The organism is Corallococcus sp. CA053C, from assembly GCF_003611675.1.
Lineage (GTDB): Bacteria > Myxococcota > Myxococcia > Myxococcales > Myxococcaceae > Corallococcus.
On sequence record NZ_RAWA01000239.1, the window covers coordinates 1 to 14,814 of the forward strand.

Genomic DNA, 14,814 nt, shown 5'->3' on the forward strand with positions numbered 1-14,814 from the left:
CGGCCCGAAGCCGCGCGCAAGGTCCTCACCGAGTCGCTGGCGACGAACCCCAAGGGCGACCAGGGCAAGGAGCTCAAGGCGCTGCTGGCCTCGCTGCCCACGTCGAAGACGACGCCCGCGCGGCCGAAGCCGATCCCGGCCGAGGACAAGACCCCCGTGCGCAAGCCCGTGGCGGTGAAGCCCGAGGAGAAGCCCCGGGACAAGGCGCCGGACGAGGTCATCACCACGATGCCGCTCGTGAACCGCGCGCCGCTCGTGGAGGGCGCGGTGGGCCTGCGGCTCTTCGGCCGGTCGCTGCGCTACAAGGACGACGTCTTCGGCGTGCTGCGGCCCTACACGCTGGGCCTGGACGTGGGCGGCTTCGCGCTGCCGGGCGCGCCGCAGGTGGCCGCGGACCTGACCGTCTATCCGCTCGCGCGGCTCAGCAACGGCGCGCTGGCGCGGCTGGGCATCACCGGCGCGTTGGATCAGTCGTTCGGGTTGAAGTCCACCGGCAGCTCGGGGGCCGTGTCCTATCCCACCGTCGCGCGCGAGTGGCAGGCGGGCCTGCGCTACGTGGCGCCCTTCGGACAGGCCGACCGCTACGGGTTCGAGGTCACCGGCACCTACGGGATGAACACCTTCCGCGTGGATCCGGTGAACGACGAGCGGCCGTTGGACCTGCCCAACGTGGAGTACAAGACCGCGGGCCTGACGCTGGGCTTGAGGGCGGCGCTGACGGAGAAGTTCGACTTCAACTTCCGCCTGGGCTACCTGCACCCGCTGAGCGCGGGCGAGCTGTCCTCGGACACGTGGTTCCCCAACGCGTCGATGGGCGCCGTCACCGGCAGCGCCACCGTGGCATACCGCCTCAACCGCTTCGCGGACGTGCGCCTCAAGGCGGACCTGCGCCGCTACTTCTTCAAGTTCAACCCGGACGTGGGCGACCCGTACATCGCCGGTGGCGCCGTGGATCAGTACCCCGGCATCACGCTCCAACTGGGCTTCCGGTACTGAGCCGAAGCACCCGCCTGTCCGTGTCACGCACGGACAGGCGGATGGAGCTGGAGAGTTCGGCGCTTCAGGGACAGGGGCCCACGGGGGCCACCTTCCACATCTGCCCGGAGTAGCTGCCCGTCTTCGCGAGGGTGGGCGTGGTGTTCCTGCCGTCGTTGACGATGTCCAGCGACAGGGCTGCCGCCTGCGCCTGGTTCGTCAGCCAATACGCCCCGTTGCCCACGGGCGTCACCTTCCACAGCTGCTCCGGGGCCGCGGCCGTGGTGACGAGCAGCGGCCGGTTGCCCGCGGTGTTCGCCAGGGAGAAGCCGGGCCCGCGCCACTGCGTCGTCAGCCGGTACGCGCCGCTGGCCTCGGGCGTCAGCTTCCACAACTGCCCTGAAACCAGGGCCGTCTTCGCGAGCAGCGGCGTGGTGTTGGTGCCGTCGTTGACGATGTCCAGCGACAGGCCCTCGCCCTGCCACAGCGTCGTCAGCCGGTAGTGGCACCGGACATCGAAGGCGGAGGCCACCACGGGCGGCGGAGGCACGGGCTGCGTCTGCGGCACCTGCCACACCTTCTGGAGCAGCGCCGACATGGTCGGATCCATGCGGGTGAGCTCCTCGCGGGTGAAGGGCTGGAAGTCATTGCGGCCGAAGAACGCCTCGGTCGTCTCCGCGAAGTACTCCCCCGCGCTGACCATCGCGTAGGCGCGCTCGGTGGACATGGGGAAGCCGGGGCCGTTGAAGCGCTGCACGGCGTCGTAGCCCTTGCTCGCGACGGCCCGGTCGAAGGCCGCCTTGATCTCCGCGGCCGAGCCCGCGAGCACCTGGTCCGCATAGGCGTGGGCCAGCTCGTGCAGCACGAACAGCGGCATGCGCTGCGATTCGGCCTCGTAGACGAGGACGTTCGTGATCTCGATGCCCTGGGCCATCGCCGGGTTGCGCCCGTTCTGGCTCAGCCAGATGGGGCTGGGGTGGTACTCGGCCCGCGCCGGAGTGTTGGGATACAGCGGTGAGAGCCACAGCTTCACCTTGCGGAGCTGGACCACGGGGCCCGCCGGGACGACCCGGACGATCTCCTTCAGCTGCGCCGTCAGGAGCACGACGGCCCTGTCCGTCGCGGCCTTGTTCGCCGCTGGCAGGCGGGTGTCGATGTTCACCGTCCAGCCTTCGATGGACTGGGTCTGGTACGTGGGAGTGGCCGCGGACGCGATGACAGGGATTGTCACCAACGCCAGGAGCAGCCTGGGGAGCCATTGGGAGTTGCGCATGTGCATGTCCTCTCAAAGTTCCAGGCAGTTGAGCGCGATGGGTTCGTGGAGCAGCGCCTGACGGATGCCACTGTAGACGGCACCATGTGACGCCAGCCCGATGTGCTCCACGAAGATGAGCGGGCACTGCTCCTGCACCACCACGTTGCACTTCAGCGACTGCCCCTTCGCGTTCGTGCGATCGCAGTTGTCCATGCGCCCGTTGGTGAGCCCGTCCGTGAACACGTCGAACTGCTTCAGGTTGTTGAGGTTCGTGTAGGCGATGGCGTCGTCCGGGGCCCGCTGGTTGATCTCGTCCAGGAAGGGACCCGCGCGGAGCTGGTGGCAGATGGGCGAGTCCGTGGGCTGCCCCACGCACCCGACCAGCAGCACCGCGAGCAGGGGGTCCACGTGGGTGCCCTTGTGGGGCGAGCCCAGGCTGATGAGGTTCTCCACCAGCCTGTGGCCGAAGTCGTGGACATAGGTGCGGGCCGTGATGCCTCCCTGGCTGTGGCCGATCAGGTTGACCTTCTCCGCGCCCGTCTTCAGCAGCACGTCCGCCACCCGGTACTTGAGCTCCAGCGCGCCTTCGCGGATGTCGATCAGTCCGTTGCCGGGCAGCTTGAAGAACTCGACGTAGTAGCCGTCCGCCCGGAGCCGGGCCTCCAGGAGCCCGTACAGGATCTCATCCGCCAGGGTGCCTCCCACGACGATGACCGGGTTCTTCCGCGTCGTCGGCGCGGTGACCGGCGGCGGCACGGCGGCGGTGGTGATGTTGCAGCTCACCACGCTGGCCTTCGCACTGCCGGGGTTGGAGATGAGCGGCGGATCCGCGGCCAGACAGGCCCACGCACCGTCCACGGGCTGGGGCCCCTGCTGCACCATGAACTCGGCGTGGACGGAGCCGTTGCCGGAATAGGACAGCTCACAGCCGCCGCCCAGCGCCCTGCCCGGCCCCTTCGCGATGGACTTGGGATAGGCGCCCGAGCCCGCGGTGCCCTGGGTGACCGTGCACTGGAGGCTCGGCTTCGGGGTGACGGCCGTGGGCGCCACGCGGCAGGCGACGAGCGACGCCTCCACCGACGCGTCCTGCGCGTGGTTCGGAGGATCCGCCGCCTGGCAGTACCAGCCCTGGCCTCCTGGCGTGGGCCGGGACACCACCACGTTCTCCGCGTGCACGGAGCCGTTGCCGAAGTGCGAGGTGTCACAGCCGCCGGAGACGACGACGTAGCCGTCGGTGACGAGCGTCGGCGTGAGCGTGACCTCGACGGCGGGGTTGCGCAGCAGGCCCGTCTTCTTCGTGAGCGTCGTGCATTGCAGGGGCAGCGGGGCCCCGCCCGCGTCGGTGGCCTTGCAGTAGGTGACGGACGCCTTCGCCCAGGCGGGGTTGGAGACGAACGCGGGATCCGCGCCCTTGCACCGCCAGCCGAACTCACCGTCCGGCGCGTTCTGCACCATCACCGCCGCGTGCAGGGACTCGAAGCCGAAGCGGGACACCTCGCATCCGCCGCCGACCCGGACGTAGCCCAGGCGCTGCTTGTCGAGCGGAACCGTGGCCACCGCCTTCGGATTCGCCATCAAGCCCGACGCGGGCACGCGCTCCTGGAACGTCTGGCAATCGAGTGCGCCCTGCGCGGCGGCCGTCGACCCCATCAACAGCAGCGCGGCGATCAGCCCCGCCCGGGTCTTGTGAAGGGGGATCACTTCGCGACCTCGCGCAGCGTGAGCTCGTAGAGGACGGTCGCGTTCGGCGGGACCTTGCCGGGGAGCCCCTGGGCGCCATAGGCGAGCTGCGGGGGCACGGCGAAGCGGTACGTGCTGCCCACCGTCATGAGCTGGAAGGCCTCCGTCCAGCCCTTGATGCCATCACTGACGCCGACGACGGCGGGCTTCCCGCGCGACGCGGAGCTGTCGAACTCCGCGCCCGTGCCACCCACCACCGTGGCCTTGTAGTCGAACACCACGCGGTTCGCGGGGCCGGGACGCGGGCCCGTCGTGGGGGTCAGCACCTGGTACTGGAGCCCGCTCGTGGTGGTGACCACGCCCTTCTCGAACTTGTTCTTCGCGAGGAAGTCCTGGCCTGCCTTGCCGAACTTCGCCGAGTCCGCCGCGCGCTTCTTCTCCCGGTTCTGGAGCATCGACCCCTGGGCCCGGGTCCGGGCCTTGGTGAGCTCCACGCCGCTCAACAGGGAGGGCCTTCCCTCCAGCCGGTCGCGCAGGCCCTGCACCAGCGCGGGGACGTCCACGTCCGCGTCGGTCCGCTGGAGCGACTCCGCGACGTCCTGGCCCAGCGCATAGCTGTCCCGTTCCTTGTCCGTCCCGAGCGATGGCGCGGTCTGCGCGGTCGCTGCCGTGAAGAGAAGGATGAAAGCGAGATGCGTCATGGGGTCTGACTCCTGGAAGGAAGGGGGCGGCGGACCCGCGTTACTCAATTCGCGTGCCAGGGTTTGCAGCCCCTGCGGCAGGCCGCGGTGCACCGAAGGGAGCGCGAACCGGGCCCCGTGACACGTCAGCCCGTCCAACGGACACGTCAGCGGAGGCCGCGAAAGCTCCGCAACCGATTCGAAGCCTCAGGGTTGAAGGAAGCGGAGGTAGTCATGACGGTTGTGTCGCGCATCGGGAGTGTCGGTCTGTGCTTCATGTTGTGGGCCTGTGGGGGCGCCAGCGTGCCGGCGCCCGAAGCGCCAGGGGCCGCGGTGCTCACGGAGGAGAACGCCCTGCTGCCGGACGCGGGCTCACCGTGGGCCCCGGTCAGCGCCATGGTGACGGCCCGGGCCGCGCAGGCGGGGGTGACGAGCATGGGCATCGCCGTCTACGACTCGTTGGATCGCAAGGTCTACGAGCAGATGGTGGGCAACTTCACGCCCGACCAACGCGTAGCGGTGGCCTCGTCCTCGAAGATGGTGTCGGGCGTGGTCCTCTTCGACGTCATCCGCCAGGGCCTGCTGACGCTGGACTCCACCACCGGCCAGGTGCTCGGGTGGACGGGGGACAAGGCCAACATCACCCTGCGCCACCTGCTGTCGTTCACGTCGGGCCTGGAGCCGGCCAACCCGTGCACCTCGCGCGCGACCATCACCCTGGCGGAATGTGTCGCGCAGATCGCCACCGTCCCGGTGAGGGCGCCTCCCGGCACGCGCTTCGACTACGGGAGCGTGCACCTGCAGGTGGCGGCCCGCATGGCGGAGGTCGTGACGGGCCGAACCTGGAACACGCTCTTCGCGCAGACGTTGGCGACGCCGCTCGGCCTGCCGGCGGACGTGACGTACTACACGGCGCCGACGCAGATCCTGGGTACCACCAACCCGCTCGTCGCCGGAGGGCTGCGCGCCTCCATGAACGAGTACGCGAAGCTGCTCGCGCTCGTCTACCACCGGGGCCGCTACGCGGGCCTGGAGAAGGGAACGCTGGGGCTCTTCGTCGCGCAGACCCGTGAGCCCTACCCGTCCGTCATCGTGGGCAACTCGCCGATGGCGGACCTGGGCTATCCGTACCGCTACGGCCTGACGGCGTGGCTGGAGTGCACGACGCCCGCCACGGGCTGCTCCAGCATCAGCTCTCCGGGGGCCTTCGGCTGGACGCCGTGGATGGAGCGCGACGCGGGCTACTACGCCATCCTGGGCATGCAGCTGTCTGGCACGGACGTCTCGGGAGGCGTGGTGGCGTTCTCGGTGGACCTGGAGCGGGATCTCAAGCCGCTCATCCGCACGGCGCTCGGCAACTGAGCGCCGTGCCCGCCGGTCCGTGCGTCACACGGGCCGGCGGAAGAGGTCCGCGAGGTCGGCGGGGAGCTGCGACGCCACCGCCGCCACCTCGTCCTCCGGGATGCGATCCCTTACGGCCGTGAAGACGGTGGTGACCACGCGGAAGGCCTGATCCACCTTGATGCCCAGGTGGTCCGCGACGTCGGTCATGAACTCGTCGCGGCCGATGCGCTTCGCCCGCGACGGGCCCCGGTGCACCGAGCAGGCGCCGAGGATGTCGCCAATGCCACCCTTGAGCGAGCGGTAGAGCTTCACGTCCTCGCCGTCCGAGATCCGCCGGGCGAGCGAGCAGAACACCGCGCTCGCGGCCTGCCGGGCATCCAGGCCCTGGCTGTGCATCACCGCGTCGCCCTGGATTTCATCCAGGAAGGGCTGGAGCTCCAGCGACTCGGCGCGCTCCTTCACGGGGATGGAGTGCGTGTCCTGCGAGGGTTCATGGGACGAGGCCATGGAGCGTCTCCGAAGGTTCGTGGGCCCGAGGGCCGTGTTCCGGAAGAGGCTGCGCACGGCGAAGGGCCCCGGCATCGTCCGGGTGACCCTGCCCCGGAGGGAGGGCCGTCCTCACTCCTCCCTGACGTCCACCTCCGAAATCAGCCCGGCTGCATCGAAGGTGACAAGCCATTGCTTCGTCTGATCTCGCCCGTACACCGCGCGGTAGGTCCGCGTCGTGTGGTCCGCGGACTCGCTCAGCAGGACCAGGCGGCTCAGCGGCGGCAGGCCCCCGAGCCCGAGCGCCATCCACGCGTTCAACTCCCCGATGTCTGCCTTCAAGGCGCCGGTGAAGGTGCTCGCGTCGGCCCGGCCTTCCGCCAGCGCCGTCAGCATCTGCTTCAGCGCCGTGGTCCGCGCGGGGAGCGCGTCAGGGATGCCGGGCTCGTTGAGGAACGCGGGAGGCGTCAGGTAGAAGTTCGCCACGCCGTGCGCGAGCAGCGGCGTCAGCTTCCGCTGGTTCGTCAGCACGATCACCGCCAGCTTCTCTTCCGGGAAGTAGACGGTGTCCGACAGGGCCGGCCCGCCGCTGTGACCGACCTCGGCCCGGCCCCGGTAGCGGCCCACGGTCCAGCCGACGGCGAAGCCTCCCGGGGTGCCATCGTTGAGCGTGGCGGGCGTCCACAGGGCCTTGCGCAGCTCGGCGTTCAGCAGCGTGTCGCCCATGAGCGCGCTCACGAACTTCGTCATGTCCGTGATGCTGGAGAACAGGCCGCCCGCGGCCCGGGTGTAGTGCGGGTACACGAACCAGTACTGCTGCTGGTGATCCGTCTTCCACTGGTAGGTCGCCACGCGGCCCGGCACCACGTCGCTGGTCAGGACGATGTGCTCCGCGTCGTGGGCCGCGTTGTCGAAGGAGGTGTTCGTCATGCCGAGCGGCGTGGTGATGCGGTCGCGCAGCAGCCGCGGGTACGGCGTGCCGCTGACCTTCTCCAGGATGAAGGTGAGCAGGGAGAAGTCGTCCGACCCATAGGCCGCCTTCTCTCCGGGGGCGGAGGCCAGGGGGACCTTCTTCGCCGCCTCCACCGCCGCCGCGACACCGGGCATGTCGGCGTCCGGAGGGCCCGGCTTCAACCCGGAGGTGTGGCTCGCCAGGTGGCGCACGGTGATCCCCTTCCACGCGGGCGGCGTGCCCTCGATGTACTGGGAGATGGGGTCGTCCAGGCGGAGCTTCCCCTGCCCCACCAGGTCCATCAGCAACACCGCGGTGAACATCTTGGTGCCGGAGGCGATCTGGAACGCGGAGCGGGTCGTCGCCGGCACGTTCCCTTCCAGGTTCGCGGTGCCGTAGGCCTGGACCTTGATGACCTTTCCGTCACGGATCACGGCGACGGCCGCGGCGGGGATGTGATTGCGCGCCAGCTCCGCGCGCAGGTACGCATCCACCTTGTCGGTCGCGGCGGAGGCCACGGGCCCGCAGGCCAGGAGCACGAGCAGCATCCAGCGGAAGGGCAGCGTCCATCGACTCACGGGCATGTGGTTCCTCGGCACGGCGACGGAGGCCAGGTCCTGGGTACGCCCCGAACTTCCCACGATTGCGAACGGTCCCGACTGCCCTATCTTGCGGACCGGTCCTGCACCCATGAGCGGCCCCCAACGGACATCCCTGCGTGAACTGGCGCTGCTGTTCTTCCGGCTGGGCGCGACCGCCTTCGGAGGCCCGGCCGCGCACATCGCGATGATGCGGGACGAGGTCGTCCAGCGCCGCCAGTGGCTCTCCGAGGAGCGCTTCCTCGACCTGCTCGGCGCGACGAACCTCATCCCCGGGCCGAACTCCACGGAGCTGGCCATCCACATCGGCTGGGAGCGCAGGCGCTGGGCGGGGCTCCTCGTCGCGGGCGTCGCCTTCATCGTGCCGGCCATGGTCCTCACCGCCGCGCTCGGCTGGGCCTACGTGCGGTACGGCACCGTGCCGGCCGCGGGCTGGCTCCTGTACGGCGTGAAGCCGGTCATCCTGGGCGTCGTGGTGCAGGCGCTCTGGGGGCTCGCGCCCAAGGCCGCGAGGACGTCCTTCCTTCGCGTGCTCGGAGGACTGGCCGCGGTGCTGGCGGCCCTGGGCGTGAACGAGCTCGCGGTGCTCTTCGGCGCGGGGGCGGTCTGCGTCGCACTCGGGGGCTTCCGGAAGAAGCCCGACGGCACGCTGGGGGTGTTCCTCCCCTTGCTGCCCGCGGCGATGGGTGCGCAGGCCGTGACGCTGCCGTCGCTCTTCTGGGTGTTCTTCAAGACGGGCTCGGTGCTGTTCGGCAGCGGCTATGTGCTGCTCGCGTTCCTGCGCGCGGACCTGGTGCAGCGCCTGGGCTGGCTGACGGAGGCGCAGCTCATCGACGCCATCGCGGTGGGCCAGGTGACGCCGGGGCCGGTGTTCACGACGGCGACGTTCATCGGCTACGTGTTGTCGGGCCCCGCGGGAGCGCTGCTCGCGACGGCGGGCATCTTCCTCCCCGCGTTCATCTTCGTCGCGCTCAGCGGTCCGTTCGTGCCGCGGCTGCGGGCCTCGCCTGGAGCCGCCGCGTTCCTGGACGGGGTCAGCGTCGCGTCGCTCGCGCTGATGGCGGTGGTGACCGCGCAGCTCGGGCGCGCGGCGCTCGTGGACGTGCCCACCGTGGTGCTGGGGCTCGTCGCGGCCGTGCTCCTTGTACGCTTCAAGCTGAACTCGACCTGGCTGGTGCTCGGAGGCGCGGCCGCCGGATGGGCGGTGCACGCGCTGGGGCTCGCGGCGGGCTGATGCCCACGGGGCTCGACCTGGAGCACTGGGACTGAAGGAATCGCGGCCCCCCTACCCCTCCGTCACCGGCCGGGCCGTGTCGTGCACCGGAGGCGTCTCGTCCCCGCCCTTGCCCCTGCCCAGCCGGTTGCCCAGCCGCGTCTTGAGCCGGTCCGCGACGACGTAGAAGGCCGGCACCACGAGCAGGCTGAGCACGGTGGACACCGACAGGCCACCCAGCACCGCGATGGACATGGGCGCGCGCGTCTCGCTGCCGGCCCCCAGGGCGAGCGCCGCGGGCACCGCCGACATCATCGTCGCCGTGGACGTCATCAGGATGGGCCGCAGGCGCACCGGGCCCGCGCGCAGCATGGCCTGCATCGCGTCCAGCCCCAGCTCGCGCTGCTGGAGCGCGTAGTCCACCAGGATGATGGAGTTCTTCTTCACGATGCCCATCAAGAGCAGCAGGCCGATCATGCTGAAGATGTTCAGCGTGTTGCCCGTGGCCAGGAGCGCGAACGACGCGCCCGCGACGGACAGCGGCAGGATGGTCAGCACCGTCACCGGGTGCAGGAACGAATTGAACTGCGCGCCCAGCACCATGTACGCGACGGCGATGCCCATGAAGAGCGCGAAGATGAGGCTGCTCTGCGAGTCGCGGAACGCCACGCTCGCGCCGCCCGCCACCACGCGGATGCCTCCGGGCAGGTCCTTGCCCAGCTTCTCCACCGTGGCCAGCGCCTCCTCCTGGTTGGAGCCCGGCGCCACGTTGGCGAACAGGCTGATGGCCCGCTCCCGGTCGCGCCGCGTGATCGCCTGCAGCGCGGGCAACTCCTGCTGCGACACCAGCGACGACAGCGGCACCAGCGTGTTGTTCGCCGTGCGGACCTTCAACAGCGACAGGTCCTCCGGCCGCGACCGCTGATCCGCCAGCAGCCGCATCCGCACGTCGATGCGCCGCCCGCCGCTGCTGTACTTGCCCACGCGCACGCCGCCCACCAGCGCGTTGACCGTGGAGGCCACCGCCTGGATGGGCACGCCCACGTCCGCCGCGCGCGCCCGGTCCGGGGTGATGCGCAGCTCCGGCTGGCCCAGCTGGTAGTCCGTGTCCAGGTCCACCACCTTGCCGGAGGTCTGCAGCTGCTCCTTCAGCGTGTTGCTGGCCTCCACCAGCTTGTCCCAGTCCGACCCGCGCACGCTGAACTCCACCGGGAAGCCGCGCTGCGCGGTGAAGCCCGCCTGGGACAGGTCCTGCACCACCGCGCGCAGACCCGGGTAGCTGTTCAGCTCCTTGCGGATCACCTGCGCGAACTCCGCCTGGGACATGCGCTGGTCCTGCGGCACCAGCGTCAGGTTCATGTTCCCGGAGTTCACGCCGCCGCCACCGCCACCCACCACCGCGAACACGCGCGTCACCTCCGGCCGGCTGGCGACGAAGTCCTCCGCGCGCTTGAACAGGCGGTTGGTCTCCGAAAGGCTGCTGCCCACCGCCGTCTGCAACCGCACCGACATGCGGCCCTGGTCCTGCGACGGCACGAACTCGCCGGGCAGCGCCTTGAAGGCGAACCCGCTCAGCACCAGCATCGCCACCGCGACCAGCAGCACCCGGTACGGCCGCACCAGCCCCCAGGCCAGCACGCGCGCGTACACGTGCTCCAGCTTCGTGAACGCCTTGTCCACCACCACGCCCACCCGGCTGCGGTGCTCGCGGGACGTCTTGAGCAGCTGCGCGCACCGCGCGGGCGCCAGGGTGATGGCCTCCACGTAGGACAGCAGCACCGCCACGCACAGCGTGACGCCGAACTGGAGGAAGAACCGGCCGATGATGCCCTTCATGAACACGACGGGCAGGAAGATGGCCACCACCGCCAGCGTCGCCGCCAGCGCCGCGAAGGTGATCTCCGCGGTGCCCTCGCGCGCCGCGCTCACCCGGTCCTTCCCCTCCTCCGCGTGCCGGAAGATGTTCTCCAGCACCATGATGGCGTCGTCCACCACGATGCCCACGGCCAGGGCCAGCCCCAGCAGCGTGAAGGTGTTGAGCGTGAAGCCCAGGAAGTAGATGACCGCCACTGTTCCCAACAGCGACATGGGGATGGCGAGCACGACGTTCAGCGTGCTGGAGAGCGAGCCCAGGAACACCCAGCACACGAACGCGGTGAGGATGCACGCGAGCAGCAGCTCGAACTCAATCTCGTGCACGCTCTCCTCGATGAACTGCGTCGAGTCGAAGTTGATGCTCGCGCTCATGCCCTCCGGCAGCTCCTTCTGCAGCTGCGCGAGCATCGCGCGGACCTCCTGCGCCACGGCCACCGCGTTGGCGCCGCGCTGCTTCTTGATGCCCATCGCCTGCGCGGGCTCGCCGTTCACGCGCGCGAGCCGCCGCTCGTCCTCGAAGCCGTCCTCCACGATGGCCACGTCGTGCAGGTACACCGCGCGGCCGTTCTCCTCGCGCACCACCACGTCGCGCAGCGTCTCCAGGTCCAACGCCTCGCCCATGAAGCGCACGTTGACCTCGCGGCCCTGCGTCTCGATGCGGCCGGCGGGCAGCTCCACGTGCTCGCGCTGGAGCGCGGCGATGAGGTCCGTGACGGTGAGCGCGTGCGCGTCCAGCTTCTCCGCGTCCACCCAGATGCGCACGTTGCGCTCCAGGAGGCCGCCCAGCATCACCTCGCCCACGCCGGGCACCGTCTGCAGGCGCTCCTTCACGCGGTAGCGGGCGAAGTCGCTCACCACCTGCTGGGAGAAGGGCCCGGACACGCCCAGCCACATGATGGGCTGGTCCTCCGGGTTGGACTTGGAGACGACGGGCGGATCGATGTCCAGCGGCAGCCGGCGCTGGGCCTGGCTCACCTTGGTCTGCACGTCCTGGAGCGCCAGGTCCACGTTGCGCGACAGGTCCAGCTCCACCGTGATGTTGGCGCCGCCCTGGCGCGCGGAGGACGTGATGCTCTTGACGCCCTCCACCTGCGTCACGGCCTCTTCGATGGGCTCGACGATGTCCGTCTCCACCGCCTCCGGGTTGGCGCCCTCCCAGCTCACGGAGATGTTGATGGTGGGGAAGTCCACGTCCGGGAACTGGCTGATGCCGATGCGCTGGGCCGCCACCAGGCCGAAGATGATGGTCGCCGCCATGATCATCCAGGCGAACACGGGCTTCTTGATGCACACGTCGGTGATGCTCATGGGCGGCCCTCCGTGCCCGTGCGGGCCTCGGGGGCGGGCTGCTCCCCGGTCACCTTGGGCTTGGGGGCCTCCGACACGCGCACGGCCACGCCGTCACGCAGCGCCTCCGCGCCGCGCACCACCAGCGACTCGCCGGGCTTGAGCCCCTCCCGCACCTCCACCCGCCCGTCCGACGTGCGCAGGCCCAGCTCCAGGATGCGCTCGCGCGCCTTGTTGCCGTCCACCACGAACGCGAGGAACCCACGCTCGCTGGGGCGGATGGCCGTCTGCGGGATCACCGGGCTGCCCCCGCGCGTCTCCACCGGCACGCTCACCGTGGCGAACGCGCCGGGCCGGAGCTTCCGCGCTGCCTCGCCCGTGACCTCCGCGGTCACCGCCACCATGCGGCTCTGCTCGTCCGCGCTCGCGGACACGTAGGTGATCTTCGCGGTGAACTCGCCCCCTTCGGAGCGCACCGTGAAGCGCGCCGGCATCCCCGGGGTGATGCGCGTCACGTCCGCCGCCGCCACGTTGAAGCGCAGGAGCAGGGGCTCGCGGCGCAGGAGCGTGGCCAGCACCACGCCCGGCGTCACATACTGGCCCGTCTGCACGGTACGCGTCTGGAGGACGCCGTCCATGGGGGCGCGCACGAAGGCGTCGCGCTGGTTGAGCTGCGCCTGATCCAGCATCGCCTTCGCGGCGGCCACGTCCGCCTGCGCGGTGGCGGCGCGGGCCTGGAAGGTCTCCAGCTGTTCGGCGGGCAGCAGGCCCGGGCTCTGCGCGTTGACCTCCGCGCGGCGCTGGGCGCCGGCCTTCGCCTCCACGAGCGCGGCCTGGGCCTTCTGCAGCGCGGCCTCCGCGGCGCGCACGGCGATGGCGTAGCGCGCGGGTTCGATCTCCGCGAGCGTGTCGCCCTTCTTCACCGTCTGGCCCTCGCTGAAGTTCACGCGCTCCAGGGCGCCCGGGACGCGCGCGGTGATCTGCACGCGCTCGAAGGCCTCCACGGCGCCCACGGCGCTGACCGCGTACTCCACGTCGCGCGCCTCGACGGGGGCCACTTCCACGGGGAACTGGAGGGGGCCCCGGCCGGAGACGCCGCCCTTGCCGCCTCCCGCGGGCGCGGCCTCTTGCTTCTTGCAGCCGGCAGCCAGGGACAGCACGGCCAGGGACACGGCCAGCACACCAGTGCGTCGCATTGCCTTCACGGTTCCTTCCCCAATGGATTCAGTCCGACGGCGGCCCGGAGGCCCAGGAGCGCCACGCCCAATCCGTAGCGGTTGCGCGCGAGGGCGACCTCCGCCTCGAAGAGGCTGAGCGACGCGTCCGCCACGGTGAGCGCGGTGGACAGGCCCTGGCGGTAGAGGATGCCCGTCTCGGTGGCGTTCTTGCGCGCGGCGCGGGCGGCCTGCTCCGTCTGCGCGAGCGCGGCCCGGGCCGTCTCCAGGCTCACGCGCGCCTGTTCGATGTCCACCGACACGCGCCGGGTGGAGGCCTGCGTGTTCAGCTCCGCGGCGTTGGCGTTGGCCACGCGCTCGTGGCGATCCGCGTACCGGAGGCCGCCGTCGAAGAGGTTCCAGGTGAGGTCCACGGTCAGGAAACCGTCGCCGACGTTGCCGTTGAGGCCCGCTTCGTTGGTGAGGCGGTACTGGGCGGTGGCCCCCAGCGAGGGGAGCAGGCGGGCGAGCGGCTCCTTCGCGCTCTCCCGCAGCGAGCGCACCCGCAGGCGCGCGGAGAGGATGTCCGGCCGTCGGTCGGTGGCCCCCTGTGTCAGCAGCTCCAGGGCGGGCGCGGGGCGCGCGGCGTCGGTGAGCAGCGGCTCCGGAGGCGCGAGCTCGCCCTGCACCGGTTCGACGAGGAGGAAGCCCAGCTCCAACCGACTCGTCTCCGCCTGACCGAAGGCCGCGGCGAGGTTGGCCTCCGCGGTGGCCACCTCCAGCTCCGCGCGGGTGACGTCGTTGGTGCTGGCGAGCCCCGCGTTCGCGCGGGCCTGGGCGTCGGCGAGCCCCTGGCGCGCATAGGCCAGGCGCTGTTCGGCGGCCTGGTAGACCTGCTGGTTCGCCAGGGTGACGAGGAAGGCGTTGGCGGCCTCGAAGGAGACCTGACGGCGCGTCTCCACGGCGTCGAGCCGGGACGCTTCGCTCTCCAGCTTCGCGGCCTTGTAGAGCGGGAAGCCGCGCGCGTCGAAGAGGGTCAGCCGACCCGTGAAGTTGGCGCCCAGGGCGTTGAACTGCTGGAGGACGACGGTCTGACCGCCGACCTCGCGGGTGGATTCGCGCAGGCGGCGCGTGTAGGTGCCGCTCGCGGTGAGGGTGGGCAGGAAGAAGGCCCGGGCTCGGGCGACGCGGGCACCAGCGGCCTCGGCGATCTGGCCTGCGGCGAGGACGGCCTCGTTGCGCTCCGACGCGAGCGCCACGGCGCGCTCGAACGTCAGCGGGGCCGCGCCGGAGTCCTGCGGCGGGGGCTTGGGG

Annotated in this window: 10 protein-coding genes and 1 pseudogene; 3 read left to right on the plus strand and 8 right to left on the minus strand. The window is 70.8% G+C overall.

What is annotated here, in order from left to right; genetic code table 11:
- Positions 1-996 (plus strand): annotated as a pseudogene (locus D7V97_RS26985) (hypothetical protein); the annotation flags it as partial.
- 64 nt (positions 997-1,060) lie between these two features.
- Here D7V97_RS26985 and D7V97_RS26990 read toward each other — a convergent pair.
- From D7V97_RS26990 to D7V97_RS27000, 3 genes are read right to left on the minus strand one after another with little or no spacing between them, the layout of a single operon-like run.
- Complete coding sequence (locus D7V97_RS26990) at positions 1,061-2,248, minus strand: RICIN domain-containing protein (RefSeq protein ID WP_158623463.1); 1,188 nt, start codon at positions 2,246-2,248, stop codon at positions 1,061-1,063.
- A gap of 12 nt (positions 2,249-2,260) precedes the next feature.
- Positions 2,261-3,931, minus strand: a complete 1,671-nt coding sequence (locus D7V97_RS26995; protein ID WP_120613518.1) for an alpha/beta fold hydrolase — start codon at positions 3,929-3,931, stop codon at positions 2,261-2,263.
- Complete coding sequence (locus D7V97_RS27000) at positions 3,928-4,611, minus strand: FKBP-type peptidyl-prolyl cis-trans isomerase N-terminal domain-containing protein (RefSeq protein ID WP_120613519.1); 684 nt, start codon at positions 4,609-4,611, stop codon at positions 3,928-3,930. The genes D7V97_RS26995 and D7V97_RS27000 overlap by 4 nt, the downstream gene beginning before the upstream one ends.
- Before the next feature lie 213 nt (positions 4,612-4,824).
- Here D7V97_RS27000 and D7V97_RS27005 point away from each other — a divergent pair, with 213 nt between their 5' ends.
- On the plus strand, positions 4,825-5,952 hold the full coding sequence (locus D7V97_RS27005; RefSeq protein ID WP_233583244.1) for a serine hydrolase: 1,128 nt from the start codon (positions 4,825-4,827) through the stop codon (positions 5,950-5,952).
- 24 nt (positions 5,953-5,976) lie between these two features.
- Here the strand turns inward: D7V97_RS27005 and D7V97_RS27010 are convergent, their stop codons facing one another.
- Both D7V97_RS27010 and D7V97_RS27015 read right to left on the minus strand, forming a co-directional pair.
- On the minus strand, positions 5,977-6,441 hold the full coding sequence (locus D7V97_RS27010; RefSeq protein ID WP_120613524.1) for a DUF2267 domain-containing protein: 465 nt from the start codon (positions 6,439-6,441) through the stop codon (positions 5,977-5,979).
- A gap of 111 nt (positions 6,442-6,552) precedes the next feature.
- A complete protein-coding gene (locus tag D7V97_RS27015; RefSeq protein ID WP_158623464.1) occupies positions 6,553-7,950 on the minus strand; it encodes a serine hydrolase in 1,398 nt (465 codons plus the stop codon).
- Positions 7,951-8,062: 112 nt separating this feature from the next.
- Here D7V97_RS27015 and chrA point away from each other — a divergent pair, with 112 nt between their 5' ends.
- Positions 8,063-9,205, plus strand: coding sequence for a chromate efflux transporter (gene chrA, locus D7V97_RS27020; RefSeq protein WP_120613525.1), 1,143 nt, complete (start codon positions 8,063-8,065; stop codon positions 9,203-9,205).
- Between the two features lie 51 nt (positions 9,206-9,256).
- On the opposite strand, the gene D7V97_RS27025 is transcribed toward chrA, so the two are convergent.
- Genes D7V97_RS27025 through D7V97_RS27035 form a run of 3 tightly spaced genes read right to left on the minus strand, consistent with a single transcriptional unit; the run spans position 9,257 to position 14,777 of the window.
- Positions 9,257-12,367, minus strand: coding sequence for an efflux RND transporter permease subunit (locus D7V97_RS27025; RefSeq protein WP_120613521.1), 3,111 nt, complete (start codon positions 12,365-12,367; stop codon positions 9,257-9,259).
- A complete protein-coding gene (locus D7V97_RS27030) occupies positions 12,364-13,542 on the minus strand; it encodes an efflux RND transporter periplasmic adaptor subunit (RefSeq protein WP_120613522.1) in 1,179 nt (392 codons plus the stop codon). The genes D7V97_RS27025 and D7V97_RS27030 overlap by 4 nt, the downstream gene beginning before the upstream one ends.
- 5 nt (positions 13,543-13,547) lie before the next feature.
- Entirely contained in the window at positions 13,548-14,777 is a 1,230-nt protein-coding gene (locus D7V97_RS27035; RefSeq protein ID WP_233583246.1) for a TolC family protein, read from the minus strand.
- Between the last annotated feature and the right edge of the window lie 37 nt (positions 14,778-14,814).